19 protein-coding genes, 1 other RNA gene and 1 pseudogene are annotated in these 22,291 nt (G+C 69.4%); 11 read left to right on the plus strand and 10 right to left on the minus strand.

The window, feature by feature from the left end; translation table 11 throughout:
• Positions 1 to 2: 2 nt before the first annotated feature.
• The 3 genes from WMF31_RS08890 (at position 3) to WMF31_RS08900 (ending at position 1,829) form a co-directional block, all read left to right on the plus strand.
• On the plus strand, positions 3 to 437 hold the full coding sequence (locus tag WMF31_RS08890; protein WP_436601517.1) for a DUF6573 family protein: 435 nt from the start codon (positions 3 to 5) through the stop codon (positions 435 to 437).
• A gap of 370 nt (positions 438 to 807) precedes the next feature.
• A complete protein-coding gene (locus tag WMF31_RS08895) occupies positions 808 to 1,296 on the plus strand; it encodes a sigma-70 family RNA polymerase sigma factor (protein WP_436601518.1) in 489 nt (162 codons plus the stop codon).
• Between the two features lie 11 nt (positions 1,297 to 1,307).
• Positions 1,308 to 1,829 carry a hypothetical protein gene (locus WMF31_RS08900; protein WP_436601519.1) on the plus strand — a complete coding sequence of 174 codons (522 nt, stop codon included), beginning with the start codon at positions 1,308 to 1,310 and terminating at the stop codon, positions 1,827 to 1,829.
• An 843-nt stretch (positions 1,830 to 2,672) separates the two neighbouring features.
• Here WMF31_RS08900 and WMF31_RS08905 read toward each other — a convergent pair.
• Complete coding sequence (locus tag WMF31_RS08905) at positions 2,673 to 2,903, minus strand: hypothetical protein (protein ID WP_436601520.1); 231 nt, start codon at positions 2,901 to 2,903, stop codon at positions 2,673 to 2,675.
• A 54-nt stretch (positions 2,904 to 2,957) separates the two neighbouring features.
• On the opposite strand from WMF31_RS08905, the gene WMF31_RS08910 reads away from it, so the two are divergent.
• The 5 genes from WMF31_RS08910 (at position 2,958) to WMF31_RS08930 (ending at position 7,283) form a co-directional block, all read left to right on the plus strand.
• Positions 2,958 to 3,374: a helix-turn-helix domain-containing protein gene (locus WMF31_RS08910; RefSeq protein ID WP_436600078.1), complete on the plus strand. Its 417-nt coding sequence runs from the start codon at positions 2,958 to 2,960 to the stop codon at positions 3,372 to 3,374.
• Entirely contained in the window at positions 3,371 to 3,715 is a 345-nt protein-coding gene (tnpB, locus tag WMF31_RS08915) for an IS66 family insertion sequence element accessory protein TnpB (protein ID WP_436600077.1), read from the plus strand. The genes WMF31_RS08910 and tnpB overlap by 4 nt, the downstream gene beginning before the upstream one ends.
• A 254-nt stretch (positions 3,716 to 3,969) precedes the next feature.
• Positions 3,970 to 5,865, plus strand: coding sequence for an IS66 family transposase (gene tnpC, locus WMF31_RS08920; protein ID WP_436601521.1), 1,896 nt, complete (start codon positions 3,970 to 3,972; stop codon positions 5,863 to 5,865).
• Between the two features lie 85 nt (positions 5,866 to 5,950).
• Positions 5,951 to 7,081 carry an ISAs1 family transposase gene (locus WMF31_RS08925; protein WP_436601070.1) on the plus strand — a complete coding sequence of 377 codons (1,131 nt, stop codon included), beginning with the start codon at positions 5,951 to 5,953 and terminating at the stop codon, positions 7,079 to 7,081.
• A 52-nt stretch (positions 7,082 to 7,133) separates the two neighbouring features.
• A complete protein-coding gene (locus WMF31_RS08930) occupies positions 7,134 to 7,283 on the plus strand; it encodes a hypothetical protein (protein ID WP_436601522.1) in 150 nt (49 codons plus the stop codon).
• Positions 7,284 to 8,291: 1,008 nt separating this feature from the next.
• Here the strand turns inward: WMF31_RS08930 and WMF31_RS08935 are convergent.
• Positions 8,292 to 9,094 (minus strand): annotated as a pseudogene (locus tag WMF31_RS08935) (IS5 family transposase).
• A 1,294-nt stretch (positions 9,095 to 10,388) separates the two neighbouring features.
• Positions 10,389 to 10,733: a transfer-messenger RNA gene (ssrA, locus tag WMF31_RS08940) on the minus strand.
• 462 nt (positions 10,734 to 11,195) lie between these two features.
• Here ssrA and WMF31_RS08945 point away from each other — a divergent pair.
• The gene (locus tag WMF31_RS08945) at positions 11,196 to 11,486 is read left to right on the plus strand and encodes an oxidative damage protection protein (protein WP_436601523.1); all 291 of its coding nucleotides are present in this window, start codon (positions 11,196 to 11,198) and stop codon (positions 11,484 to 11,486) included.
• 369 nt (positions 11,487 to 11,855) lie between these two features.
• On the opposite strand, the gene WMF31_RS08950 is transcribed toward WMF31_RS08945, so the two are convergent.
• A complete protein-coding gene (locus WMF31_RS08950; protein ID WP_436601524.1) occupies positions 11,856 to 12,611 on the minus strand; it encodes a hypothetical protein in 756 nt (251 codons plus the stop codon).
• Positions 12,612 to 13,261: 650 nt separating this feature from the next.
• Between WMF31_RS08950 and WMF31_RS08955 the strand changes: the two genes are divergently transcribed.
• Positions 13,262 to 14,335, plus strand: coding sequence for an esterase/lipase family protein (locus WMF31_RS08955; RefSeq protein ID WP_436601525.1), 1,074 nt, complete (start codon positions 13,262 to 13,264; stop codon positions 14,333 to 14,335).
• A 42-nt stretch (positions 14,336 to 14,377) separates the two neighbouring features.
• On the opposite strand, the gene WMF31_RS08960 is transcribed toward WMF31_RS08955, so the two are convergent.
• Complete coding sequence (locus WMF31_RS08960; RefSeq protein WP_436601526.1) at positions 14,378 to 15,487, minus strand: hypothetical protein; 1,110 nt, start codon at positions 15,485 to 15,487, stop codon at positions 14,378 to 14,380.
• 99 nt (positions 15,488 to 15,586) lie between these two features.
• Between WMF31_RS08960 and WMF31_RS08965 the strand changes: the two genes are divergently transcribed.
• Positions 15,587 to 16,177: a TetR/AcrR family transcriptional regulator gene (locus WMF31_RS08965; RefSeq protein WP_436601527.1), complete on the plus strand. Its 591-nt coding sequence runs from the start codon at positions 15,587 to 15,589 to the stop codon at positions 16,175 to 16,177.
• 410 nt (positions 16,178 to 16,587) lie between these two features.
• Here the strand turns inward: WMF31_RS08965 and WMF31_RS08970 are convergent, their stop codons facing one another.
• The 5 genes from WMF31_RS08970 to WMF31_RS08990 all read right to left on the minus strand — a co-directional run bounded on the left by WMF31_RS08970 (position 16,588) and on the right by WMF31_RS08990 (position 22,253).
• On the minus strand, positions 16,588 to 18,201 hold the full coding sequence (locus tag WMF31_RS08970; protein ID WP_436601528.1) for a GDSL-type esterase/lipase family protein: 1,614 nt from the start codon (positions 18,199 to 18,201) through the stop codon (positions 16,588 to 16,590).
• A gap of 40 nt (positions 18,202 to 18,241) precedes the next feature.
• A complete protein-coding gene (locus tag WMF31_RS08975; protein ID WP_436601529.1) occupies positions 18,242 to 19,780 on the minus strand; it encodes an FHA domain-containing protein in 1,539 nt (512 codons plus the stop codon).
• Between the two features lie 384 nt (positions 19,781 to 20,164).
• A complete protein-coding gene (locus tag WMF31_RS08980) occupies positions 20,165 to 20,851 on the minus strand; it encodes a TIGR00266 family protein (protein ID WP_436601530.1) in 687 nt (228 codons plus the stop codon).
• 17 nt (positions 20,852 to 20,868) lie between these two features.
• Positions 20,869 to 21,537: a TIGR00266 family protein gene (locus WMF31_RS08985; protein ID WP_436601531.1), complete on the minus strand. Its 669-nt coding sequence runs from the start codon at positions 21,535 to 21,537 to the stop codon at positions 20,869 to 20,871.
• Positions 21,538 to 21,557: 20 nt separating this feature from the next.
• Positions 21,558 to 22,253, minus strand: coding sequence for a TIGR00266 family protein (locus WMF31_RS08990; RefSeq protein WP_436601532.1), 696 nt, complete (start codon positions 22,251 to 22,253; stop codon positions 21,558 to 21,560).
• Positions 22,254 to 22,291: the final 38 nt, after the last annotated feature.

Genomic DNA, 22,291 nt, shown 5'->3' on the forward strand with positions numbered 1-22,291 from the left:
CTATGGCGGGCAACAACGGAAAGTCTGATGATCGGGCTCATCGGGCGGCGATCGACGACGAGATCACGATGGAGGTCATCCACACGTACACCCGCAAGGAGGCCATCGAGGACGGCGTGCTCATCGACGTCTCCAAGATGGCACGCGAGCTCGGCGTGAGGATCCCGGTTGCCGTGACGAGCTCGGTCTGGGAGCGCTACGTGAAGCTGACGCCGGCCGCGATCCGGGCAGCCGGCAGCGAGGACGGGCGCCTCTGGGACATTCTGTGGATGTTCCGGTGCTTCGCCCTCCGAGCGATGGAGGCGAGCGAGCTCCGTTTCCAGCTCCGCGTGATCACCGAGTCCATCAGGCCTTCCCTCGTGGAGCTCAAGGCCATCTGCGGGCCCGGCGACGACGGCGAGCCGGTCATCACCATCATGCTCCCTGACGAGAACTGACGTACTCGCCGTCTCCACTGCTTCGCAGAAAGCTGCGCAGCAGATTGGCGTGAGTTGTGCCTCCCTGATCACGCCTGTTACAAGGCACTAAATGAAGTGCAGCCCGCGGCGATGGCCGTCGCCCGGGCTGCGTGGCCGAACCCCGCTCACACGAGGTCCGACAAATGATCCTTGTATCTCGAGGTCCCACGAGGGGCCAAGGAATCGATCCGTCCATCGCTCGCCCCTGGTCGCCCGCCGATCCAGGCAGCTCCCAGGCGCCCGCCGGCCTGGCTGAACGCGGGAGGGCGGGGTGAGCAAGCGGCGGAGGGGGGCCAAGCGCCCGCCCGCCGCGCAACATCCCCCGGCCTTCCCGAGCATCGAGGCGCTCATGGCCGAGCAAGGCCTCATCATCGCGACGCTCATCAAGAGCGGCGTGCCTCGACGCGACCGCGCCGACGTGGCGCAGCAGGTGCTCCTCGGCGCCTGGCAGTCGGTGAAGCGCGGCATGTACCGGCCGGATCCGAGCCTGGAACCGCGCGTGGCGCTCCGCAACTGGCTCCGCGGCGTCGCTTGGCGGAACGCGTCGCACTACGTTCTGAGCGCCTACGTGCGCCATTCCATCATCCACCCGGAGCCGCTCGGGCTGCGCCGCGACATCCTGGGGCCGAGCCTCGAAGCGCAGATCCTGGCCCGCGACATGCTGGAGGTGCTGGTCGACCTGAAGGCGTGGCAGCGCGAGATCCTGCTCGCTCTGGACGACCCGGAGTCGCTCGTCCAGTACGCCAAGCGGCGCGGGATCAACCCATCCACGGCAGCGTCCCGGCTCCGCATCGCCCGCAAGGCGCTGGCCCAGCGGCTCAGGAGGTGGCGTCGATGAAGGATCGAGCCATGAAGCGGCGGCATCGCCTCCGGCTGCCTGGCCCGGCGATCACGGGCGAGATTTCCCGCGAGGACGTGCACACCTACCTCCGGGCGACCGGCTGGCTCGACGGGAGCCCGCACTGGCTCAGCCGCGGCTCGGAGTCCGTACCGCTGCCGTCCCGCGGGGACTACCGGCTGGAGGAGCTCGTCACCCTCATCGCCCGGGCGGAGCACCGTTCGCCTGGAGAGACGCTCCGGGCCATCGAAGCGCGGGCGCTCGGCCTGAGCCCGACGGACCGGGCCCCCCACGTGCTGCGCCTCGCTGAGGAGGACCTGTCCAGCATCGCCGACGAGACCGGCGTGCTCGACGGGCTCCCCGGGGTGCGGCCGTGGGACCCGTGGGCGCTGTGGCGCGCTGTGCTCGACCTCGGCGTCCGCGCCGCCCCGAAGCGCCAGCGCAAGCCGCGCGACTGGGAGCGCTTCCAGCAGGCGATCGGCGCACTGAAGGTGCTCGACCTGTTGGATCGCGCCTACGTGCGCCACAAATAGCTGCCTCCTCGTCGGCGAGGGCGAGCAGGTGAGCGAGGTCGCCCGGAACCTGGGCCTACCCATCGGGACGGCGTTCTCGCGGATCCGTCGGGGACGGAATCGCCTTGCCACCGTCCTCAAGCGGTGGCGCCGCTTCCGGTAGATCGCACCTGCCACGCCCGCGGAGCTCGTCGAATTTGCGAACGCGGTAGCCCTCCGCGCGATGCCTTACGCTTGCGCAAGCGAAACTTAGCTCTTGCGCATGTAGCTACGCGTAGATATCCTAGCGCTGAGCGCTACTTTGTAAGCGGATATTTTTGTTGCCCGAGGCTGCCCGGCATGCCACACCTGTGGCCTGGAGGCACGAGCTTGTCGGGCTCACAGTAAATTCCGCTGCGCATGGAAGGCGAAAGGGCTCCGGCTGGTCCCCGGAACCCCTTCTCGTCTTTCCTGTCGCGCAGCTCTGAGAACCGCGACCGACAGTCCCTGCACGGGCGACTGCGCCAGAGCCTACCGAGGTTCTGGCACGCGTCAAGGTCTCGGCGCTGCCAAGGCGGTGATCTGCCTCCTGGGAAGGAAGCCGAGACGACATGTTTCAGTTCTTGAAGCTGCACGTTGAGATCCTCGCCGAGCTGGAAGACGAGCGCACACGCGTCCCTCGTCCAGCCCCGTTGCCGCGTCACGAATCGCTTCCTCGGGTTCCGAGGCCGTTCGTGCAGGCGCCGCCGTTCATGCGGCCGGAGTACAGGCGGCGCAGGTAACGGTCGCCGATCCGTGATCGTCGCGCGGTCCCTCGTGGCGTGGGGTCACCAATGCCCGAGGGCCGCCGACAATCCGGAACGCCCGACTGAGCGGGGCCCGAGTTCAGGCCTCCCCGATCTCGGCCGCCCGCCACCATGACCCGGTCCGCCAGGTCGCGGCGAACGGGCCGCAGCGGTCATAGGCGAGCTCCAGCACGAGGCCGGGGGCGACGAGCAGGGAGAGGGTCTCGTCCTCCTCGGCGAGAGCGGCGTCCGCGATGGCGGCGAGGTCGTCAGGGTCGATCAGTAGCCGCTCCGCAGACCACGTCTTTCCCTTGGCCAGATTCGGTTGCACGCTACGCGACGTCCGGTGAGGGCCGTGCCCTCGCCGAGCGAAGAGGAGCGAGCGATGCCAGGAAGCAGGGAGCTGGTGCAGCTGCGTGCGGAGCTGTCGAGGTATCGAGAGCAGAAGAGCCGTGGGAAGTACCCGAGCGAGCTGCGGGAGCGAGCCGAGGCGTACGCCAGGGAGCGTTCCCGCGCGGGGGCGACGCCGACCGAGATCGCCACGGAGCTCGGTGTCCACAAGATGACTGCCGACCGATGGCTGGCTGGCGGTGAGCGCGTAGACGACGGGGCGTTGCCAGGAGCCACCAAGGCGGCTCAACAGGATGTTCCGTTCCTACCCGTCGTGGTGCGCCCGGAGCGCCGAGAAGCGCCGTCTTTGCGGCTCAACGTCGCATTTACCGATGGGACGCGGATGCAGGTATGTGGGATAGGCGCGCGCGACCTCGTGGAAGCGATCGAAGCGTTGCGGAGGGGACGGTGACCCCCGCGACGATAGCCGTCTATCTGGCGGTCGGTCCAGTGGACTTGCGTGGCGCATTCGACCGGCTCGCCGCGATCACCCGGCAGGTGCTGTGTCTGGACCCGGCCAGTGGCGCGCTGTTCTTGTTCCTCAATAAGAGGCGCAACCGGCTGAAGGCACTTTGGTGGGACCGCAACGGGTATACAATCCTGTACAAGCGTCTCTCGAAGGGTGCATTTGTTCTGCCCTCGTTCACCGAGGCCGACGGCAAGTGTATCGAGCTGTCAGCACACGACTTCGCGCAACTGCTCGCCGGTCTACCCGTGGAAGAGCTGGCAAGCCGCCGCCGGGTGGTCCACTGAGGCGTCTGCGCCGCCGCTCGTTCACCGCGCTGCCGGCGCCAGCGCAGCCCGATGGTGGCCGGCGCAGCCCGATGCGGAGATGGATCAGGGCACGAGCTGCATCATCCCGAAGACCTCGCGAGAGCGCGGCGCCGAGGGCGCACCATGCCTGTTTGCATTCCCGTCTTCGGTGAGAAATTCTCATCAAAGACAGCGAATATTGTCTACATAAGGTACTTGCCAAGCGCAAGCAAAGGGGGCATTCATGGCGCGCCTTGACCTCGACGACCCGACCCGGTGAGACCGAGCTGCCGCAGCCAGCGGAGACAGAGCGCCTTGACGGCGCGGCGCTCGTGCTCGGCTATCTCCAGGCCAGGGGACAAGGACAGGGGAGCCCCGCCGACGCCGCGTCGGTGGTCGACGCGCTGCTCCGGCGGGTGCAGGAGCTCGAGGCGAGGCTGGCCGACCTCTCGACGGCGGCGCAGCAGGCGCAAGAGCTCGCTCGCTCTGTCGAGTCGCTCAAGGCGTATAATCAACAGCTGCAGGAGACGATCCGGACCTTGGAGATCGGGTTCCGGCGCCATGTTTCCGAGCGAGTCTCGCCTGACCAGCTGCGGCTTTCGCTGGCCGGGGAGCCCGATGCCTGTTCGGGGGCGGCTGCACCGCAGGCCGAGGGCCTCGACGCCTCGCCCGAAGCAGACGCAGACGAGGTCAGCAGCCCGCCGCCGGGCCCCGCGAGCCCGCCGGAGCGCGCGGGGACGGCAGAATCCTCCTCCGGCTCGGATCCCGGAGGAGGCAAACGAGCCAAGCGCCACGAGCACGGGCGCCGCCGCATCAGTGTCATTCCGCGGGTAGTCATCGAGTCGCTGCCGCCGGAGGTGCTGCTCAAAGGCATCGAGCGCTTCGAGCGTGTGGGCGCCGAAGACAGCTCGGTGATCGGCCACCGGCGCGGCGGCCCCGTGGAGATCATCTGGCGTCGCCCCAAGTACGTGGCCAAGGCGGAAGCGCCGGCGGCGAGCAGCGGAGCGGGCGAGGAGCCTGCTCCTTTGCCAGCCGGTGGACCGGCCCTCACGCGCGAGCTCGACGAGCCCCTCGTCGTGCGGGAGCACGAGCTCCTGGGGATCCCCGCGGACACGGGCTTCAAGCGAAGCCCCTTCGTCGACGGCGTCCTCGTTCGCTACACGCCCGAGTCGGACGCTGCGGAGGACAGCGGCGGACCGGTGAAGATCGCCTCGCTGCCGGAGCGCCCGATCGACAGGTGCCTTGCCGATCCGAGCCTCTTGGCCCACCTGTTCGTCCACAAGCTCGACTACCACACGCCCTACTACCGGCAAGAGGTGGAGTCGGAGCGCCACGGCTTCCGCATCGGCCGCGGCAACATGACACGCTGGCAGTACGATTGTGGTGGCATCGCGATGCGCATCGCCGATGCCATCTGGAGCGACGCGCTCTCGAGGTCGTGGTTCGCCATGGATGCGACGGGCACCGCCATCCGGGCCAAGGAGAAGCACCGCTACGGGCATGTCTTCGTCCTGGTCGCGCCGGGCGATGGGGTGCTGTTTCGCTATACACCGACGTACGACGGCCCCACCGTCACGAAGCTCTTCGGCGGCTACCAGGGGACGCTCGTCGCCGATGCCTCGTCCAACCACAACGTGCTGTTCGGGCCGGGCAAGGCGCGCGAGGCCGGCTGCTGGAGCCATGCACGAAGGCGCTTCTTCAAGGCGTTCAAGGCCGGGGCGGGCAAGGAGGCGGCGTTCGCGCTCCAGACCCTCCAGGCGCTCTTCCGGGTCGAGGAGGAATGCGCGCTGTGCAGCCCCGACGAGCGCCTCGAGATCCGGAAGCGCGAGTCCGCACCGCTGATTGGCAAGCTCTTCGCGTGGGTCGAGGCGCGGCGGCAGGTCGTCCCGGAGCATTCGCCATTGCGCGAAGGGCTGGTCTATCTGCACAACCAGAGGGCCGCGCTCTGCGAGTTCCTCTCCAACGGGGAGATCCCCATCCACAACAATGCCTCCGAGAGGGCGCTGCGCCGCGTCGTCAAGGGGCGGCGCAACTGGCTCTTCCACGGCAGCGACGAGCATGCGGTCCGGGCGTGCGCCATCACGTCGCTCATCGCGACCTGCCAGGTGCACGGGCTCGATCCCAGGGCGGGCGCATCAAAACTAACATAAAAACAATGACTTAAACTCGCTCGTGGCCGGCTGGTCGGGGCTGGCGGCCGAACACAGCGACATGTCGTGTGGCAGATCTCGGGGCATGGCACCGTTCATCGAGCACTTCGCATCGCTGCCCGACCCGCGCGTCGTCGGGCGATCTGACCACAAACTGCTGGACATCATTGCCATCGCTATCCTCGGCACGATCTGCGGGGCGGAGGGCTGGGACGACTTCGCCGACTTCGGTGAGTGCAAGCATGGCTGGCTGAAGACGTTTCTGGACCTGCCGGCAGGCATCCCGAGCGCTGATACGTTCCGTCGGGTCCTGAGCGCGCTCGACCCCGAGGCGTTCAGCGCTTGCTTCGTGGCCTGGATGCAGGCGCTGGTCGGCTCGCCCGACGGTAAGCTGGTGGCGATCGATGGCAAGACGGCTCGCCGATCGTTCGACCGTGCCGCCGAGCGCTCGCCGCTGCACCTGGTCAGCGCCTGGGTTCAGCAGAACAGCCTGACGCTCGGTCAGGTGGCGACCGACCCCGAGTCGAACGAGATCACGGCCATCCCGAAACTGCTCGGCATGCTGAATCTTCGAGGTGCCACGGTGACCATCGACGCCATGGGAACCCAGAAGGAAATTGCCCAGGGAATTGTCGACAGGGGAGCCGCCTATCTGCTCGCTCTCAAAGCGAATCAGACCAAGCTCTATGAGCAAGTCGCTCAGATCTTCTCCGAGGCCGGCACCGGCTTCTTTTCGCTTGTAAAGCACACGGTGCACGAGACGGTCGAAGAGGGACACGGGAGGCGTGAGCGGCGGCGCGTCTGGACCACGACGGACCTGAGCCGGATCACGGAGGCACCGAAGTGGCCGGGCCTGCGGAGCATCACGATGGTCGAACGGGAACGCCAGGCCGGCCCCGGCGGTGAGCTCACGTCCGAGAGGCACTATTTCATCAGCTCGAGCGCACGCACTGGAGCCAAAGCGATGGCATCGTTGATTCGTGCGCACTGGTCGATCGAAAATCGATGCCATTGGGTGCTCGATGTCGCATTCCGCGAGGATGAAAGCCGCGTTCGAGCCGGGCAGGAGAACATCGGGCTGCTGCGCAAGATTGCTCTCAATCTCCTGAAGCAAGACCAGACCACCAAGCGTGGGATTGCCGCAAAACGAAAGAAAGCTGGATGGAACCACGACTACCTGCTGCGCGTCCTCTCCGGAACCATTCCTCCAGGTTAGACGCGCCCGCCCTGGGCTCGATCCCGAGCTTTACTTGCAGGAGATCCTGACCGTGGCTCCGAGTTATCCGCTCAGCCGCATCCTCGACCTGAGTCCCAAGAACTGGGTCGCGACGCGACAACGCCTCATCGCCGAGGGGCGGCTGAAGTACCTGGACCTGGCTCGGATCACCGGCTCGCGGCTCGTCCTGCGCGCTCGCTGATCGCGCCGCGTCGCCCGCTTCCATCGCGCCCACAGCGCTCGTCGCGTTCGGAGCGGCCGAGCCAGGCGCGCGTCCTTTCCGCGCCGAGGAGCGTCGGCTCGTCGAGCCGGCGCTGTCGTCGCTTTGCCCGGCCGCCGTCGAGCTCGTCCTGGCGGGGGGCCTTCGGGTCGCATCGCTTCCGCGCTGCTTGTCCGCGCCTCGCGTCGGCCGCCGTCCGCCCACCTCCTCCGCGGACGGGAGGGCGGCGCTCTCGCGGCGCCGCACGCCTGCGGCGTCGGCTGCTCCCGCGCGCTCCTTCTGCCCGGCCGCGCGACGCGGTTGCCCCTTCGCGCGGGCGGGGGCGTCCTCGCGACCTTGCCACGCGACGTGCGGCGCAGACAGCGTCAGCACCGCCGTTGTCAGGCTCGGGATCTCGACTCCCTCCTCCCCGCTCCGTCGCTTCGTCATCGCACCGCGACTCTACGCACGGGGTCGCCTTCCACAAGCACGCTTCAGAACGCGTTCTGCGGAGCGGCTACGTCGATCATGTCCGAGGTATCGACCGGACGGGGGCGACAGTTGCGTGGCGTCGGACGGGGGCGGGTTGCCGCCGCGGATCCGCCGGCCCACGTCGGCCACGAGGCGCCGTCGCCCCATGCGGAGGTCGAGGCGCGGGCCCTGCTGGACCTGCTCTGGGAGGTGCATCCCCGGGAGCGCCAGGGCTCATCCTCGTCGGTGAGGGCGAGCAGGTGAGCGAAATCGCCCAGAGCCTCGGGCTGCCCATCGGGACCGCGTTCTCACGGCTCCGCCGGGGACGCAGCCGCCTTGCCGCCGTGCTCAAGCGCTGGCGCCGCGTGTCAACCTACTGACCTGTCGGTTTACCGCCGCGCGAGGCGCGCTCGATAACAGCAGTCTTTGGACGCGCCTGTTATTCCATATCACCGCTCGCGCGAACTTTGTCGATAAGGTGGCAGTGCCAATACCCACCGTGTGAGTGTTTAACGTAATGGGTCCCTCGGCTTAGAGCGCCTAACAAAACCCGGCCTGGATATGGCAGAGGCAGATCAGGCACACGGCGAGCTGGAGGAACGCTCGGTGAATATCGGCACGGCGTTCATACCGCACAGTCAAGCGCCGAAAGCGGCGGAGCCATGCGATCGTCCGTTCGACGACCCAGCGGTAACGGCCGAGCTTCTCCGACGACTCGATGCCCTTGCGAGCGATGCGGGGCACGATGTGGCGCAGATGGCAAGCCAAGCGCAGGGCCGGGTCGTCGTAGGCCTTATCGGCGTGCAGTTTCTTGGGGCGGCGCCGCGGTCGGCCGCAAGGCCGCGCGATCGTCGGTACCGCATCCACCATAGGCGTGAACATCTTCGAGTCATGGACGTTCGCCGGCGTCATCTCGACGGCGAGCGGGATACCATTCTGATCGACCAAAATGTGATATTTCGTGCCCGGCCGGCCGCGATCTGTGGGGTTCGGGCCAGTCTCTTCACCCCCCTTTTTGCCGGAACCAGCGAGGCATCCAGCGCAGCACGCTCCCAGTTGATCTTGTCGGCCCCGCCGAGCTCATCCAGCAATGCCTTGTGGAGCTGACCCCAGACGCCAGCCTGCTGCCAGTCGCGCAACCGGCGCCAGCACGTCATGCCGCTGCAGCCGAGCTCTTGCGGGAGATATTCCCAAGGAATCCCCGTTTTCAGCACGAACAAGATCCCCGTCAGGGCGATTCGATCAGGCGTGCGCGGCCGGCCGCCCTGCGGCTTCGGCTCCGCCTTCGGCAATAGAGGTTCGATTCGCTCCCAGAGTTCGTCCGGCACCAACAGCTTGCCCACGCGTGCAATCTAATGCGCGTACCGTTTGTCTCAAGCGAGCGGGCGCTCGAGCGAGGTCGGCGGGCTATTGTTAGGCGCTGTTAGATGCCAAAGATGCCGACTTTGTGCCCGGCTCGTCGAAGCGCGCTCGTGGCCTTTGACCGCAGCCGCAGCACAGCCACAAGATTTGCTGCGCCAACAAGAACAGTCACTGAGGTTCCGAGAATAATAGAACCTGACCATTGTAGCCAGCTGATGAAGTTTGATGCCCCAGTTATGTACCAGAGCAGTGCGAGAGTAAGCATGATGCCCAAGTTTAGGGCCATGGCAGATCTCGACCATCGAAGTCCTTTTCCGATATTCGACACCCCAGCCAAGTAGAGTATCGCCGTTATGGGAGCAAATAATATGCTCCATTCGAGCGCCATGGCCCATTCGAGTGCGAGCAGGAATTGGACGTATAGCGCACCAAGCAAAAATCTTCGTCCCCAGATTAGATTGGTCTCGGTGCCTTGTAGTTTTGAGCCTTTCTTTGACGTTGAGCGCCGTCGCTTCATGGTCCCGCTGAGGAAGTCGTAGCCACAGTTGCATCGTTCGGCGGATGGGTGATTAACGAGGCCGCACTTTGGGCAATCTCTGGTCATGTGCCAATTCCGGTGGTTGTGAGCGCGATTGCTTTCTGCGATGAGAGGTGCGATAGTGAGTGTGTTGCACTGCGTTGTGCGCCGTCTGCCTGCATGCGAGCCTAACGCAACCGCCTTGAGTCAAGAGACTGGCTGCGGGCCTGGTTGACGTGTTCGTACGCTTCGGCGTGCGCATCTGGGTAACGCGATGGTTCCGGCGGCGCAGCCGTCCGCACGCAGATGCATCCGAAGGCGTTTCTCCGAGCCTCGCCGCTGCTCCAGCTACCCCCATCGCCACCCCGCTCTGTGAGGCCATCCGAGGTGCCGTCCCGTGTCAAGAGGAGCCCGGACGGCAGAGGGCCGCCGGCAGGGTGGGGGGGCGGCCCCGCAGGGGAGGGGCCTTACCTGTACCTACATTCCCGCCCGACGGTAGCGCCCGCTCGCCTGGCTTCGAGCTGCGCAGCACGCCAGCACGCCAGCTCGGACCCGGGGTTGGCCCCGCCGGCCTGGTGTCAGCCGGTCGCCCGTCGTGGAGCCTCGTGGGAGTCCCGTACCCTGGCGTCCCCCGCTGCGCCCGTTCCCGGTGGTCCCGCCCACATCCGGCTGCGCAGCAAACCAGACCTACCAAAAATTTGTCAGGTCACACGCAGGTCACACAAAAGCAAGAAAACACGGCGATCACCGTGTCTTCTGAGTGGAGGCGCCGGGAATCGAACCCGGGTCCGCAAGGCATCCAGTCTACCTTCGTTCACGTGCGTAGTCGCCATGCGCCGGCGACGGCGTTCGTGGATTCGGCCACGACCTATCCCTCACTGAATCTCGGCCGCGCTATCGAGGGCACCCTCACGCGGCCCAGCCCTGTGGTTGACACCCTTGGAGTACCAGGACGATCTCCTCCTCGGATGGCTTAGCGGTTCTTAGGCCGCGACAGCGTATGCGTTGTCGTTCGCACTTGTAACGTCCCGCTTGATAGGCGGAGCAGGAGCCGCCAGCACGCAGATAAACCTTCAGTCCCCACGTCGAAGCCGATCGCCCCCTCGTGGTTCGTTCAGACGGACCGAATATTGCTAGGAACCGCGCCGCCGTCAACCCCTCCGCGTCAGATCGCCTCTCTGGCTTCCTGGCTTGCCCGGCTCCCCCGACCTGGCTCGGCTTGCCCGGCTTGCTCGGCTGCGGCGGCTGCCCGGTCACTCCGGGCTGGCCGGCTACCCGAGTTGCTCGGCCACCCCGCCTGGCTCGGCCGCCGCACCCCGGCCGGGCTTGCCTCTCCCTGGCGACCAAGCTCTGCCTGCTCCCGCATCCGGGCACCTGCCGCTCCCCACGCCGGCCCGCCCCCGCCCCTCGCCCCGTCCGTCGCTCACCCCCCCAGCCTCCGCCCCTCATTCCCCGCCGCCCCCGCCTCCGCCAGCCGCAGGCCTCGTCTGCTCGTCCGCCGCCCTCGACGGCTCCCCCTGGCTCGGCTAAGAGACCCGCGAAAAGGAAAAGGAGACGGGCAAATCATGGCGAGGATGGTCCACTGCGTGAAGCTCGGCCGCGAGGCGGAGGGTCTGGAGAAGCCGCCGCTGAAGGGCGAGGTGGGCAAGCGTATCTTCGAGAACGTCTCGAAGGAGGCGTGGCGGATGTGGCTCGAGCACTCGAAGATGCTCATCAACGAGTACCGTCTCGACCTCATCTCGGAAGCCGGCCAGCGGATCTGGATGACCGAGCTCGACAAGTACTTCTTCAGCGGCGGGACCGAGGCCGCGCAGCCCCCGCCCGACTACGTGGCCCCCAAGGACAAGCAGGAGTAGCAGCTCCGACGGCTGCGTCCTCCTGCCTGTTCGCGCCGCCCGCCTCACTTCTGATGGCCTCGGTTCCAGGGTGACCCCGGTCCCGGACGGTCCCGGTCCCCGGTCCGGCGCCATCAGCGCTTCCCCGGCTGCCCCTGATCCCCTGCGGTAGCGACCTTGGCTCCGGTCTTCAGGCTCCGGCCTGCCCCGTCGCCGTCAGCGCCCCCCGCCGCATGCTTCACGGCGGCGGCCCCCGCCTCACGCCTCACGGCGGCGGCCTCCGCCTCATGCCTCACGGCGGCGGCCTCCGCCTCATGCCTCACGGCGGCCTCCGCCTCACGCGCTCCCCGCCGCCCCTCCCGCCTCACGCGCTCCCCGCCGCCCCCCGCCTCACGGCAGCGGCCCCGGCGTCGGCAGCGCCCCCCCGTTGCGCACGAACTCGACCAGCGCCGCGCCCATCTGCTTGTCGACCTTCTCGCACTTCAAGCTGACCGCCCCCATGGTCGCGCCCTTGCACTCTCGCCGCCGCTCCGCGACGATCTTCCCGACCTTCTCGTCGGCCTGAAACGCCTCGCGCGTCTTCTGGTCGAGGCTCTTCCACGGGACCTTCGCGAATTTCGGCTTCGGCGGCACGTGCAGCCGGACCTCCTCGGTCATCAGCGACGCGCACGTCCCGTCCCACCGGAGCACGTCGTATCCGCCGCCGGCGCCGCTCACGACCATGCCGCCCGTGTCGGCCTTCCGGCGGGAGAGGATCAGCACCTCCTCGTCGAAGAGCAGCTTGTCGTTCGAGGACGACCCGCCCGAGGCGTTCCACGCCTCGGTATCGCGCGTGAGGTACCCGCGCGTGAACGGCGTCCCCTTGGCGAAGAGGCTGAGCGCCACGTCCGGGTGGAACCCGCTGCAGAGCCGCTTCACGAACGCCGCGGGGGGCAAGCACATGTCGTCGCTCTGCTCGCACGTCGTCGGAATCTGCCTCGACGCGTCGGCCGCCGCGTCCTCCTCTGTCTTCGCGGCACCCTCCTTCGATTCCTCCGACCGCTCCCCAGCCGCCCCCCCGGGCGCCGCGGCCGCGGCGTCCGACTCCACCGGATCCGGAGAGGCCGCAGGCGGCGAGGCGCCGCCGCAAGCGAGCACCGATGTCATCAGAACAAGCGCAAAAGAGCTCTGGACAGATCGCATGGCCCACGAACCTACCGGAGCCGGCGCGCTGCTCCGCACAGAAAAAGATCGCATCCCCACCCGCACCGTCCCGGCCACGCCGCCCCCCACCCGCACCGTCCCGGCCACGCCGCCCCGACCACGCCGCCCCGACCACGCCGTCCCCAGCACGCCGTCCCCACCACGCCATCCCCGCCACGCCGTCCCCGCCACACCGCCCGCCATCCCCTCCTCACCACGCCTTCCTCGCCGCCCACCCCACCGTCATCGCCCCACGGTCACCACCCCACCGTCACCACCCCACCGTCACCACCACGCCCTCCCGCACGACGCGATGCGCCGACACCGCATCCGGACATCACGACGCGATGCATTGCAATCATCATCACCACCCTCACCACCCCTGTCATCCACACCGCTTTTTGCGACGCAACGCGCCAACAGGCACCCATGGTTCAAGTTTCTGACACTGCTTGACACCAGGTCTCCATCAGCGGACTCTGCGCTGATTCCGGCGGGAGGTGGTGGTGCTGGATCTTGCTTCGTCGACGCGGGTGGGTGGTTCGCGTAGGTGGAAGTCTCACAAGGACTCTCGTCCAGGACGACGGGTGTCCGTTCATCTCGGGGGGTGTGCGATGATCTCCAGTGCTCTCCTCGCGGGCTGCGGCGCCGCGGAAGAGCCGTTTGCGCCATGGGACACGGGGGAGGTGATCACGGGAGTCGGCGGCGGCCCCGCCTCGGGATCAGGGACGGGGTTGCCGGATGTCCCGGGCGGCGGCCCCGGCGCCGGCGGCGGCAGCAGCGGCGGCTGGCCCTCTATCGCCAGGCTCGGCCCCCCTTATCCCATCGTGCTCGCCCACGGCTTCTTCGGGTACGAGGACTTCGCGGGCGCGGGGTACAACACCTATTTCTACAACCTCAAACACACGCTCGCGGAGAGCGGCGAGACCGTCTACACCCCCGCCGTCGACCCCTTCAACAGCTCGGCCTACCGCGGCGCCCAGCTCATCGCGCGGATCGAGGAGATCCTCGCGGAGACCGGCCACGAGAAGGTGAACCTCATCGCCCACTCGCAAGGGGGCCTCGACGCCCGCGTGGTCGCGCACGAGCGGCCCGATCTCGTCGCCTCGGTCGTGACCTTCGCGACGCCCCACAAGGGCTCGATGATCGCCGACGTGGCCCTCGAGCTCGTCGCGCACGAGCGCTTGCAGGAGGTCCTCGACGACCTCCTCAACGCCATCGGGGCGCCGCTCTACGATCAGATAGGCAACGAGACGAGCGTCGTGGCGGCGCTCGAGCAGCTCTCCTCGCCGGGGACCGAGGAGTTCAACACGAAGTACACCGACGCGCCCGGCGTCTTCTATGCCTCCTTCAGCGGCCGGTCCGGCCGCGCGAAAGGGGGGCGCGACTGCATGACGCACGAGCCCGCCCCCTTCGTCGCGCGGTTCGACGCCGACCTCGATCCGGTGCACCCGCTGCTCTCGCTGACAGAGGCCATCCTCGACGGCGGGTTCGGCGAGTCGTTCCCGAATGACGGCCTCGTGCGCGCGCGGGACGCCCGGTGGGGGCGCTTCTGGGGCTGCGTGCCGGCCGACCACTTCGACGAGATCGGCCAGCTCTTCGGACAGAGCCCGGGGGAGGGGAACACCTGGCGCTACCTGGACTTCTACCGCGCCGTGATCGAGCGCCTCCGGCAAGAAGGCTTCTGACTCGCCTCTTCGCCGTGGAGCCCGGAGGGGCGGCGATCGACGTCAATCGCCTCGACGAGGCGCCGGACTCGAGCTGATTTCCGGCCTTGCGGTCGCGCTGGCAGCGCCGGTCGTCGAGGGGCCGGCGCCGGTCGAGGTCCTCCGGCCGTAGTGGTCGGCGAGCATCGAGAACGCCTCCTTGGGCTCCCAGGTGCCGTCCTCGAGCACCTTCACGACACCGGAGCTGGCCAGGTCGAGGTCCTTGCGCGGCGCGTCCGGGCGGTGCGGCAGGACGTAGCCGGCGAAGGCGTGCACGAACGCGGTGTCGACCCCCTCGGTCTCGAAGATCTCGAGCAGCTCGCGCAGACAGGTCGCTTGCCCGGCCTCGTCGCGGAGGTACTCGCCGTTCAGCTCGAGCGGCGTCGCGGTCGCCTCGTCCCACACGACGATCTCGCTGCCGCGCGGGCCGGCGTCGGCCGCGCCCTTGTAGGTCGCGCAGCCGAACTCGGTGATCACGACGGGCTTGCCCTTGGCTTTGCCCTGGTCGACGAAGGCGCGAATGAGCTCGGGGAACCGCTCGGCGATCGGCGCGTACCGGTAGCCGGCGTCGGTGCTGATGTAGTCGAACGGCGTCCAGTCGACGCCCTCGAACGGGAGCGAAGCGTAGCTGATCTTGCCGCCGAACCGCCCGCGGACCACCGCGACGGCCCGGGCGAGGAGCTCGTTCATGCGGGCCGGGAGCGCGGCGAGCAGCTCCTGGAGCCGAGCCCCCCGCTCGGCGAGCACCTTGCTCCGGTCGAGGAACGTCTCGCCGGGCACGAAGCCCTTGTTCATCAGGCTGAGCTCCGAGCCGGTGACGAGCACGACCTCGGACCCCTCGCGGCGGAGCCGTTCGCCGTGGTCGGCGCACTCGGCGAGGAGCGCGAGCAGCTCATCGCCGGTCAGGTCGGCGGTGAACGGGCAGATCCAGGTCTCCAGGCCCGCCGCGGCGGCGTGGGTGGCGGCGATCTTCAGCCGGTCCACGTCGCCGCCGGTGATGCGGACCGCGGTGCAGTGCAGGTCGGCGCGGAGGACCCGCATGTCCCGCCTCACGCGGTCGGGCTCGAACGGCTCGTGGGTGCTGTTGCCCTTGTTGAGGAAGCCGGTGTCGTAGCAAATGCCGTAGGCTCGCAAGGTCGTCGCTCCGGTTAAGGTACTGAGCGTACCTTAAATCGTTTCGGCGTGTGCGCAAGGCGGTATGACTCACGTGTCAGAAGGCGGGTGACCGCGGTGGTGGCTGAACGGCGGCGTGGCGTGGTCCTGGAGCAGGCGATCCTGCGCGCCGCGGCCGAGGAGCTCGCCGAGGTTGGCTTCCCCGGGCTGACGATGGACCGGGTCGCGAAGCGGGCGGGGACGAACAAGAACGCCATCTACCGTCGGTGGCCGAGCCGAGCCGCGCTCGCCGTCGCCGCGTACCGGCAGTTCGCCGAGGGCAGCGCGGAGCTGCCCGACACCGGCTCGTTGCGCGCCGATGTGCTCGAGCTGCTGCGGCGGGCGAACCGGCAGTGGTCCTCACCGCTCGGCGACGTGCTCCGCGGCCTGCTGGCAGGGCTCGGCGGCGAGCCGGAGCTGCTGAAGGAGCTGCAGGACGCGTCGAGCGACGGCGGCAGCGCGGTGTGGCTCACGATCCTCGGCCGCGCGGTCGCGCGCGGCGAGGCGACGCCCGAGGCCCTGCACCCGCGCGTCGCGACGGTGGCCGTCGTCCTGCTGCGCAACGAGTTCATCACGCGCGGCGTGCCGCACGTGCCCGACAGCGTGCTCGTCGAGATCGTCGACGAGGTGTACCTCCCCCTGATCCGCGGCCGCGGCACCCCGCCGGGCTAGTACGTTGTCGCCCAAGCTCGTCCCTGGTTTCGTGGGGGGGAAGAATTTGAACCACCGGGGCCCAGCGGACGCAGAGGAGAGCGCGAAGAACCGCTGTCCTCTGGGCCTCGGTGGTTCCTTCTCCCATGGAACCAGGGCCGCCCATGGGCGGCACAGGCTCCCGTCTCCCGCCTCGGTGTTGACCAAGCTTGTTCGGTCGCGCTCAGCGCCCGAAGCCCCCCAACGCCCACCCACGTAAACGTAAACGTCTCATCATCCGTCACATCTCGCTCAAGCCCTCTGATTGGACTTTGCCCTTGGGCTAAATGCGGGTAATTTCGCGAGGTTAGGCGAGATGTGATGGATGCTCAGACGTTGACGTGGACGTGCACGCTGGTGACCGCCGGGGGCAGCCACCCCCGGTGATCCCCTCAAGGCCGCCCCGTCTCCGCCTTCCACCCCTCGTACGCCTCCATCAGCGCCAGGTAGAGCCACCGCCCGATGACCTCGGCCCCCGCCCCCGAAGGGTGCGCCAGATCCGCCCCTCCGAGCCCCCGCCTCGCCCAGATCCCCATCGACCCGGACCCGCCCATCGCGCCGAACGTATCGAAATACCCGCAGCCCACCTGCCCGGCCACCCGGCGCTGGATCGCCGAGAGCTTCGGGATCACAGGGCGGCTCCGGTATCCCTCACCCTTCTTGTCCGCGCGATCCATCGGGCCGACCAGCAAGCACGACGACTCCGGCAGCGCCGCTCTCACCTGATCGAGCACCGCCTTCATCGTCGACTCGACCTGATCCAGCGGGAACAGCTCGCCGTCCTCGCTCTCGTTCATGCCGTACTGGAACACCGTCAGCGACGGGCTCCGGGCGCGGAGCTGCTCGGCGAAATGGGCGTCATCGCTCTTGTCGAGGAAGCGGATGCGGCAGCCCTGGATGCCGATCGCGTCGAGCACGACCCCCGGCGTGTCCCGCTCCATCCACACCCCGAACGCCCGCACCCCCGGGCCGTGCGCCCGCACCTCGAGCTCGTGCGGCCCGTCCGGCACCTCGTACGTCGCGATCACCGCGCTCGTCTGGTCGGCCCGCGTGTCGATCATCTCCCGGGTCTCCCCGTCGATCTTGATCTCCATCCGGCCGCCCTCGGGGTGCCTCAGGTAGTCGACCGAGAAGCGCGAGACCGCGCGGCCGAAGCTCCCCGTCTTCGCGGTCGCAAAGCGCGAGAGCACGCCCGTGTACTCCGAGCGGAACGACACGCCGCCGAGCCCGTAGAGCCCGTCCTTGGCGTACGGGCCCACCACGCGGCTCACCTGCCAGCCCCGCGTGGCGTAGCGCACCACGTCGTTGTGGAAATACCCCGGCCAGGCGTTGGCCATCAGCATGAAGCCGTGGCCCGCGTCGCCGAACCGCTTCTGCAGCTTGCGCCGCAGCGTCGCCGTCACGAAGTCGCTCGCGACGATGGAGTCGCCGAAGTACGTGATGCGCGCGATCGACCCCGGCGTCCCGCGCTCCACCGCGGCGAGCGCGCGGAAGAACGGCGTCATCGCGCGGCCGCTCGGGTCCTCGATCGGGCGCGGCGGCTTGCCCTCGAGCGCGACCGCGGCCGGCATCAGCTCCGCGGCGGCCTCGGGCAGCGCGACCTCCTCGGGCAGGCGCAGCTCGGCCTGCTCGGTGGTCTCCGCGACGAGCGCCGTCTCGCCGACGGACGCCGCGGGCGCGGGCGGCGCGGCCACGACGAGCCCCTCGCCCTCGGGCAGCGGCGTGAGGAGCTGGAGCCGCCACAGGCCCGGGTGCGCGTAGGGCAAGAGCACGAGCAAGAGGAGCGTCGCCATCGCCGCGGCCGCGGGCGAGGTGAGCCCGTTGCGCGGCGGCGAGCCCGAGGCCGCCCCGGCCGCGGGGGCCGCGCTCGCCCCGGGGGGCGCGTCGCTGTCGCCGCGCGCCGGCGGCTCGCGGATGTCGCTGCCGCCGTGCGCCGCCGGCTCGCGGGGATCGCTGTCGCCGCGCGCCAGCGGCTCGCGGGGGTTGCCGGGAGAGGTCGAGGTCATGCGCGCGGCGAGGATAGCGGCGCCCAGGCGTGCGCGCCCGTCAGGGCTGGCGCTTCTCGAGGAGCGCGGTGGCCCTGTCGCGGCAGACCGCATCGCCCTGGTGGATGCAAATCGCGCGCAGCAGCCTGATCTCGCTGATCGACGCCTTGCCGCCCCAGACCTTCGGCTCGAGCACCCTCCGCTGCGCCGGGTACGAGCTCGAGTCCAGAGGAGCGCTCACCGGCACCGCGCCCGTCTCCGCGGGCCTGGCCGCCGAGGCCGCCGCGGTCGCCGAGGCCGCCGGCGGCGCCGGCGCCGGCGCGGGCTGCGCGGGGTGCGCCGGCTGCGCGGCCGCGAACGACGGCGGGCCGTCGTGCGGCGCGGGCGGCGGCTCGGCCGGCGCGTCGGGGTCGATCTCCCGCCGCATCTCGGCGACCTTCTCGCGGAGCCTCGCCGGCACGCTCGTCGTCTTGGCGATCTCGTTGAGCAGCGCGAGCTTCTCGGCGTCCGTCTCGGCCCGCTCGACCCGCTGGAACATCCCCTCGGCCCAGCGCTCCTCGATCGCCCGCTCGATGTCCTTGAAGTGCTGCGCCTCGCGGAGCGGGGCCGTCTCGGCGATCTGCTGCAGCTTCCTGTGCGCGTCGTCGACGTCCCCGGCCAGGAAGCGCTCGTGCGCCGCCGCGAGCAGGCGCGCGTCGTCGCCGGACGCCGCCGTGGCCGCGGGCGCCGCCTCCGGCTGCGCCGCCGCCCCGCGCGACCGGACGCGCGTGACCACGAGCGCGACGATGGCGAGGAGCACCACGACGGCCAGGAAGATCCCCATCACCTTGCTCACCCCGCCGAGCCCGCCGGAGGGCGTCCGCTGCGACGACGCCACGCCCCCGTACGCGCCGGGCGCGGCGCCGAGGCCGGGCGCGCCGTCGGGCCCGGCGCGGAAGATCTTGCCCGCGCCGACGAAGCGGAGGCGCACGTCGCCGAGCTCGATCGCGTCGCCCGCCTCGAGCAGGCCGCGCTTGAGCTCGACGCCGTTGATGCGCACGCCATTGGCGCTCTGCTTGTCGACCACCTCGTAGCGGCCGCTGCCGAGGCTGATGAGCTCCGCGTGCAGGCGGCTCACCGAGCTGTGGTTGATGGAGATCGTCGCGTCCTCGGAGCGCCCGATCGTGAAGCGCTCGCCGTCGAGCGGGAACTCCGCGCCCGGCGTCGGGCCCACGACCATCACGAGCCGGTTGGGCCGGGTGTGGAGCGGCAGGTGCGCCGTGCTGCGGCTGCCGGGCGGCGGCGTCGGGCTCGTCACGGCGGACGAGAGCGCCTCGTCGACGATCTCGATGCGGTAGTCGCCGAGCTGCACCAGGTCGCCGTGGCGCAGGTGCTGCTCGCCGTGGACGCGCACGCCGTTGACGTACGTGCCGTTGTAGCTGTCGAGATCCCGGATGACCCAGCCCTGGCCGTTCTTGGCCAGCGTCGCGTGACGGCGCGAGACGTTGCGATCGGTCAGCCGGATCGAGTTCGACTCTCCGCGCCCGAGCGCATACTCCTCATGGGCGAGGGGGAGCCCCGTCTGTTTCCCCTCGTCGTCCTCGATCGTCAGCTTCCACATAGCGGGTTCGGGGCATTCAGGCAGAGCCAGGCTCGCCTCGCGAGCTCCCTGCCGTGGACCGGAGGCATCCACCGCTCGCCGTTCGAGCCTCCTCGGTGAGGCCGGACTACTTTAGCGAGTCCGCCTCCGGGAACGCAATGACAGCGCACCGGCCTCGACCGGGCGCCCCGCGAGCCCCGAGCGACCGGACGGCGCGCAGGCGCACGCCGCTGGCAGGAACCGGCGCACCGGCCCGACGACCCGGGCGCGCCCGCCCGCGCCACGGCGCCGCCGCCGCCGGCCCGATCCCTCGGCCCGGGCGCCCTGCCGCCCCGCGGTCCAGGCGCTGTCGGTCGGACGTCGCGAGCGGCCCGGATCCGACGGTCGAGCTCGCCGGCGATCGCGCTAATGGCCCCCGCCCACCGGCCGGAACGGGTGGAGGAACGCCGAGAGCGCCGCCGGGTTCCGGGTCTGCAGCCAGATCCGCCCGTGCCCCTGGAACTCGCAGACGAGCCCCTCGCCGGACAGGAACAGGCCCTTGAGGCCGGCGAGCTTGCGCACCTGATACCGCAGCCCCTCGGTGAACGCGAGCAGGTGTGTGTTGTCACAGAGGTATCCCGGGTGCTCGCGGCCGACGTCGATCGTGTGGATACCGCCGTAGCTCGAGATCCAGATCAGGCCGTCGCCATAGGCCCGGAGCAGCGACAGGCCGCCGGCGAAGAAGCCCTTGGCCCCCTGCCACTTCGTGTCGAACGCGATGCCGGCGGTCGAGGCGAGATAGGCGCCCGACTGGAGGAACACCTCCATGCCCGAGCGCAGGACGATGCGCTCGATCGCGCCCTCCGGCGCCGGGGCGAGGCGCATCGACTGCATGGGCGCCGTCGCCGTGAACGTGTTCTGGAACAGGCTCTCTCCGGCCGTCACCTTGCGCTTGAGCGCGCTGACGAGCCCGCCGTGCAGGCTCGTCTTCATGTCGATGGCCGTGTCGCGCGCGAGGAGCGCGCCGCTCTCGGCGATGATCTGCTCGCCGGCGCGCTCGAACGTCACGTGGAGGACACCGGAGTCAGGGTTGTTTCGGATCTCGTCGCGCACGGGGGCCTCCGGATCGCTCAAGGTTGCCGCGGCGCGAGCCGCGGGCCGACGGCCGCGCCGTACCGCCCGGCGCTGCGCGACTGGATCCACAGGCTGCCGCGCCCCTCGACGTGACAGACCAGGCCCTCGCCCGACAGCCACGAGCCGAGCCACGTCGAGGTGCTCTTGCCGATCCGGCACGAGAGCGTCGACTCCCACGCTGCCAGATGGCCGGTGTCGACGACGACGTGGCCCTCCACCGGGACCCGCTCGAGGGCGCCGAAGGCGCCGAGGATCATCTGCCCCTCTCCCGCCGTCTCCAGGGCGAACAGCCCCGCTCCCGAGAAGACGCCGCGCAGCCCGCCCGAGCGCGCGCTCACCGCGACCCCCGGGGTCGAGGCGACGTAGGCGCTGCTCTGGACACACCACTGCGCGTCGCCCACCTCGAGCACCGCCATGTCCCCGGGGAGTGGCGTCGCGAACAGCACCTCTCCGCGCCCGCCCTCCGCGGTGAACGTGTTTCGATAGAACGACTCTCCGGCGAGCATCCGCTTCAGCCCCGACATGATGCCGCCCGACTGCGTCTCCACGCGCACGTTGGTCGACATGCCCACGAGCGCGCCGCTCTCGGCGATCACGCGCTCGCCCGGATCGAGCCAGCACTGCGCCAGGGCGTGCAACGGACGGTGGAGGAGATTCACGTGCATCGGGCGTCTCCGTCGCTCGTTCAGGGGGGGAGGAGGGGAGAGAGCCAGCCCACGAGCGCGCCCGGGCTGCGCGCCTGGACGAGCACGCGGCCGCGGCCGGCGAGCTCGCACACGACGCCCTCGCCGGAGACCATGAGGCCCGTGAGCCCGCCGCCGGGGCTCCTGAGCTTGAGCGTGAGCGACGCGTCGAACCCGACGAGGTGCTCGCTGTCCACGACGAGCGAGCCATCGCAGACGAGCTCCTCGACGGCGCCGTGGCTCGCGATCCAGAGATCGCCGACGCCGGAGGCCTCGATGAAGAAGAGGCTCTCGCGCGCGAGGACCGCGCGCAGCCCACCCCAGCGCACCTTGACGTCGAGGTCTCCCGCGCTCGCGAGGTAGGAGCCCGCGCTGAAGAGCACGGCCTCTCCTCGGACGGGGACGTGCAGGACGCGCCCGCCGAGCGGCGGGGCGAGCCACACCCACCCGGCCTCGGGCGCCGCGATGTGGTTCACGAAGAACGTCTCGCCGCCCGCGAACTTGCGCAAGAGCGCGATGACGAGCGCCTTCAGCCGGCCGAAGAACCCGGCCCCGCGGCCCGCGTTGAGCCGGACCGCCGTGGAGAGGCCCGGCGACCGGGCGACCATCGCGCCCGCCTCCGCGAGCAGCGACTCGCCCGGATCGAGGCGGATCTCCAGCAGCGCGGACGACGGCTCATGCTTGGTGCGATGTTGCATTCGCCCACCTGAGAGGCGCGTACATATAACGGACCGAC

Source organism: Sorangium sp. So ce1036 (assembly GCF_051369805.1).
Lineage (GTDB): Bacteria > Myxococcota_A > Polyangia > Polyangiales > Polyangiaceae > Sorangium > Sorangium cellulosum_F.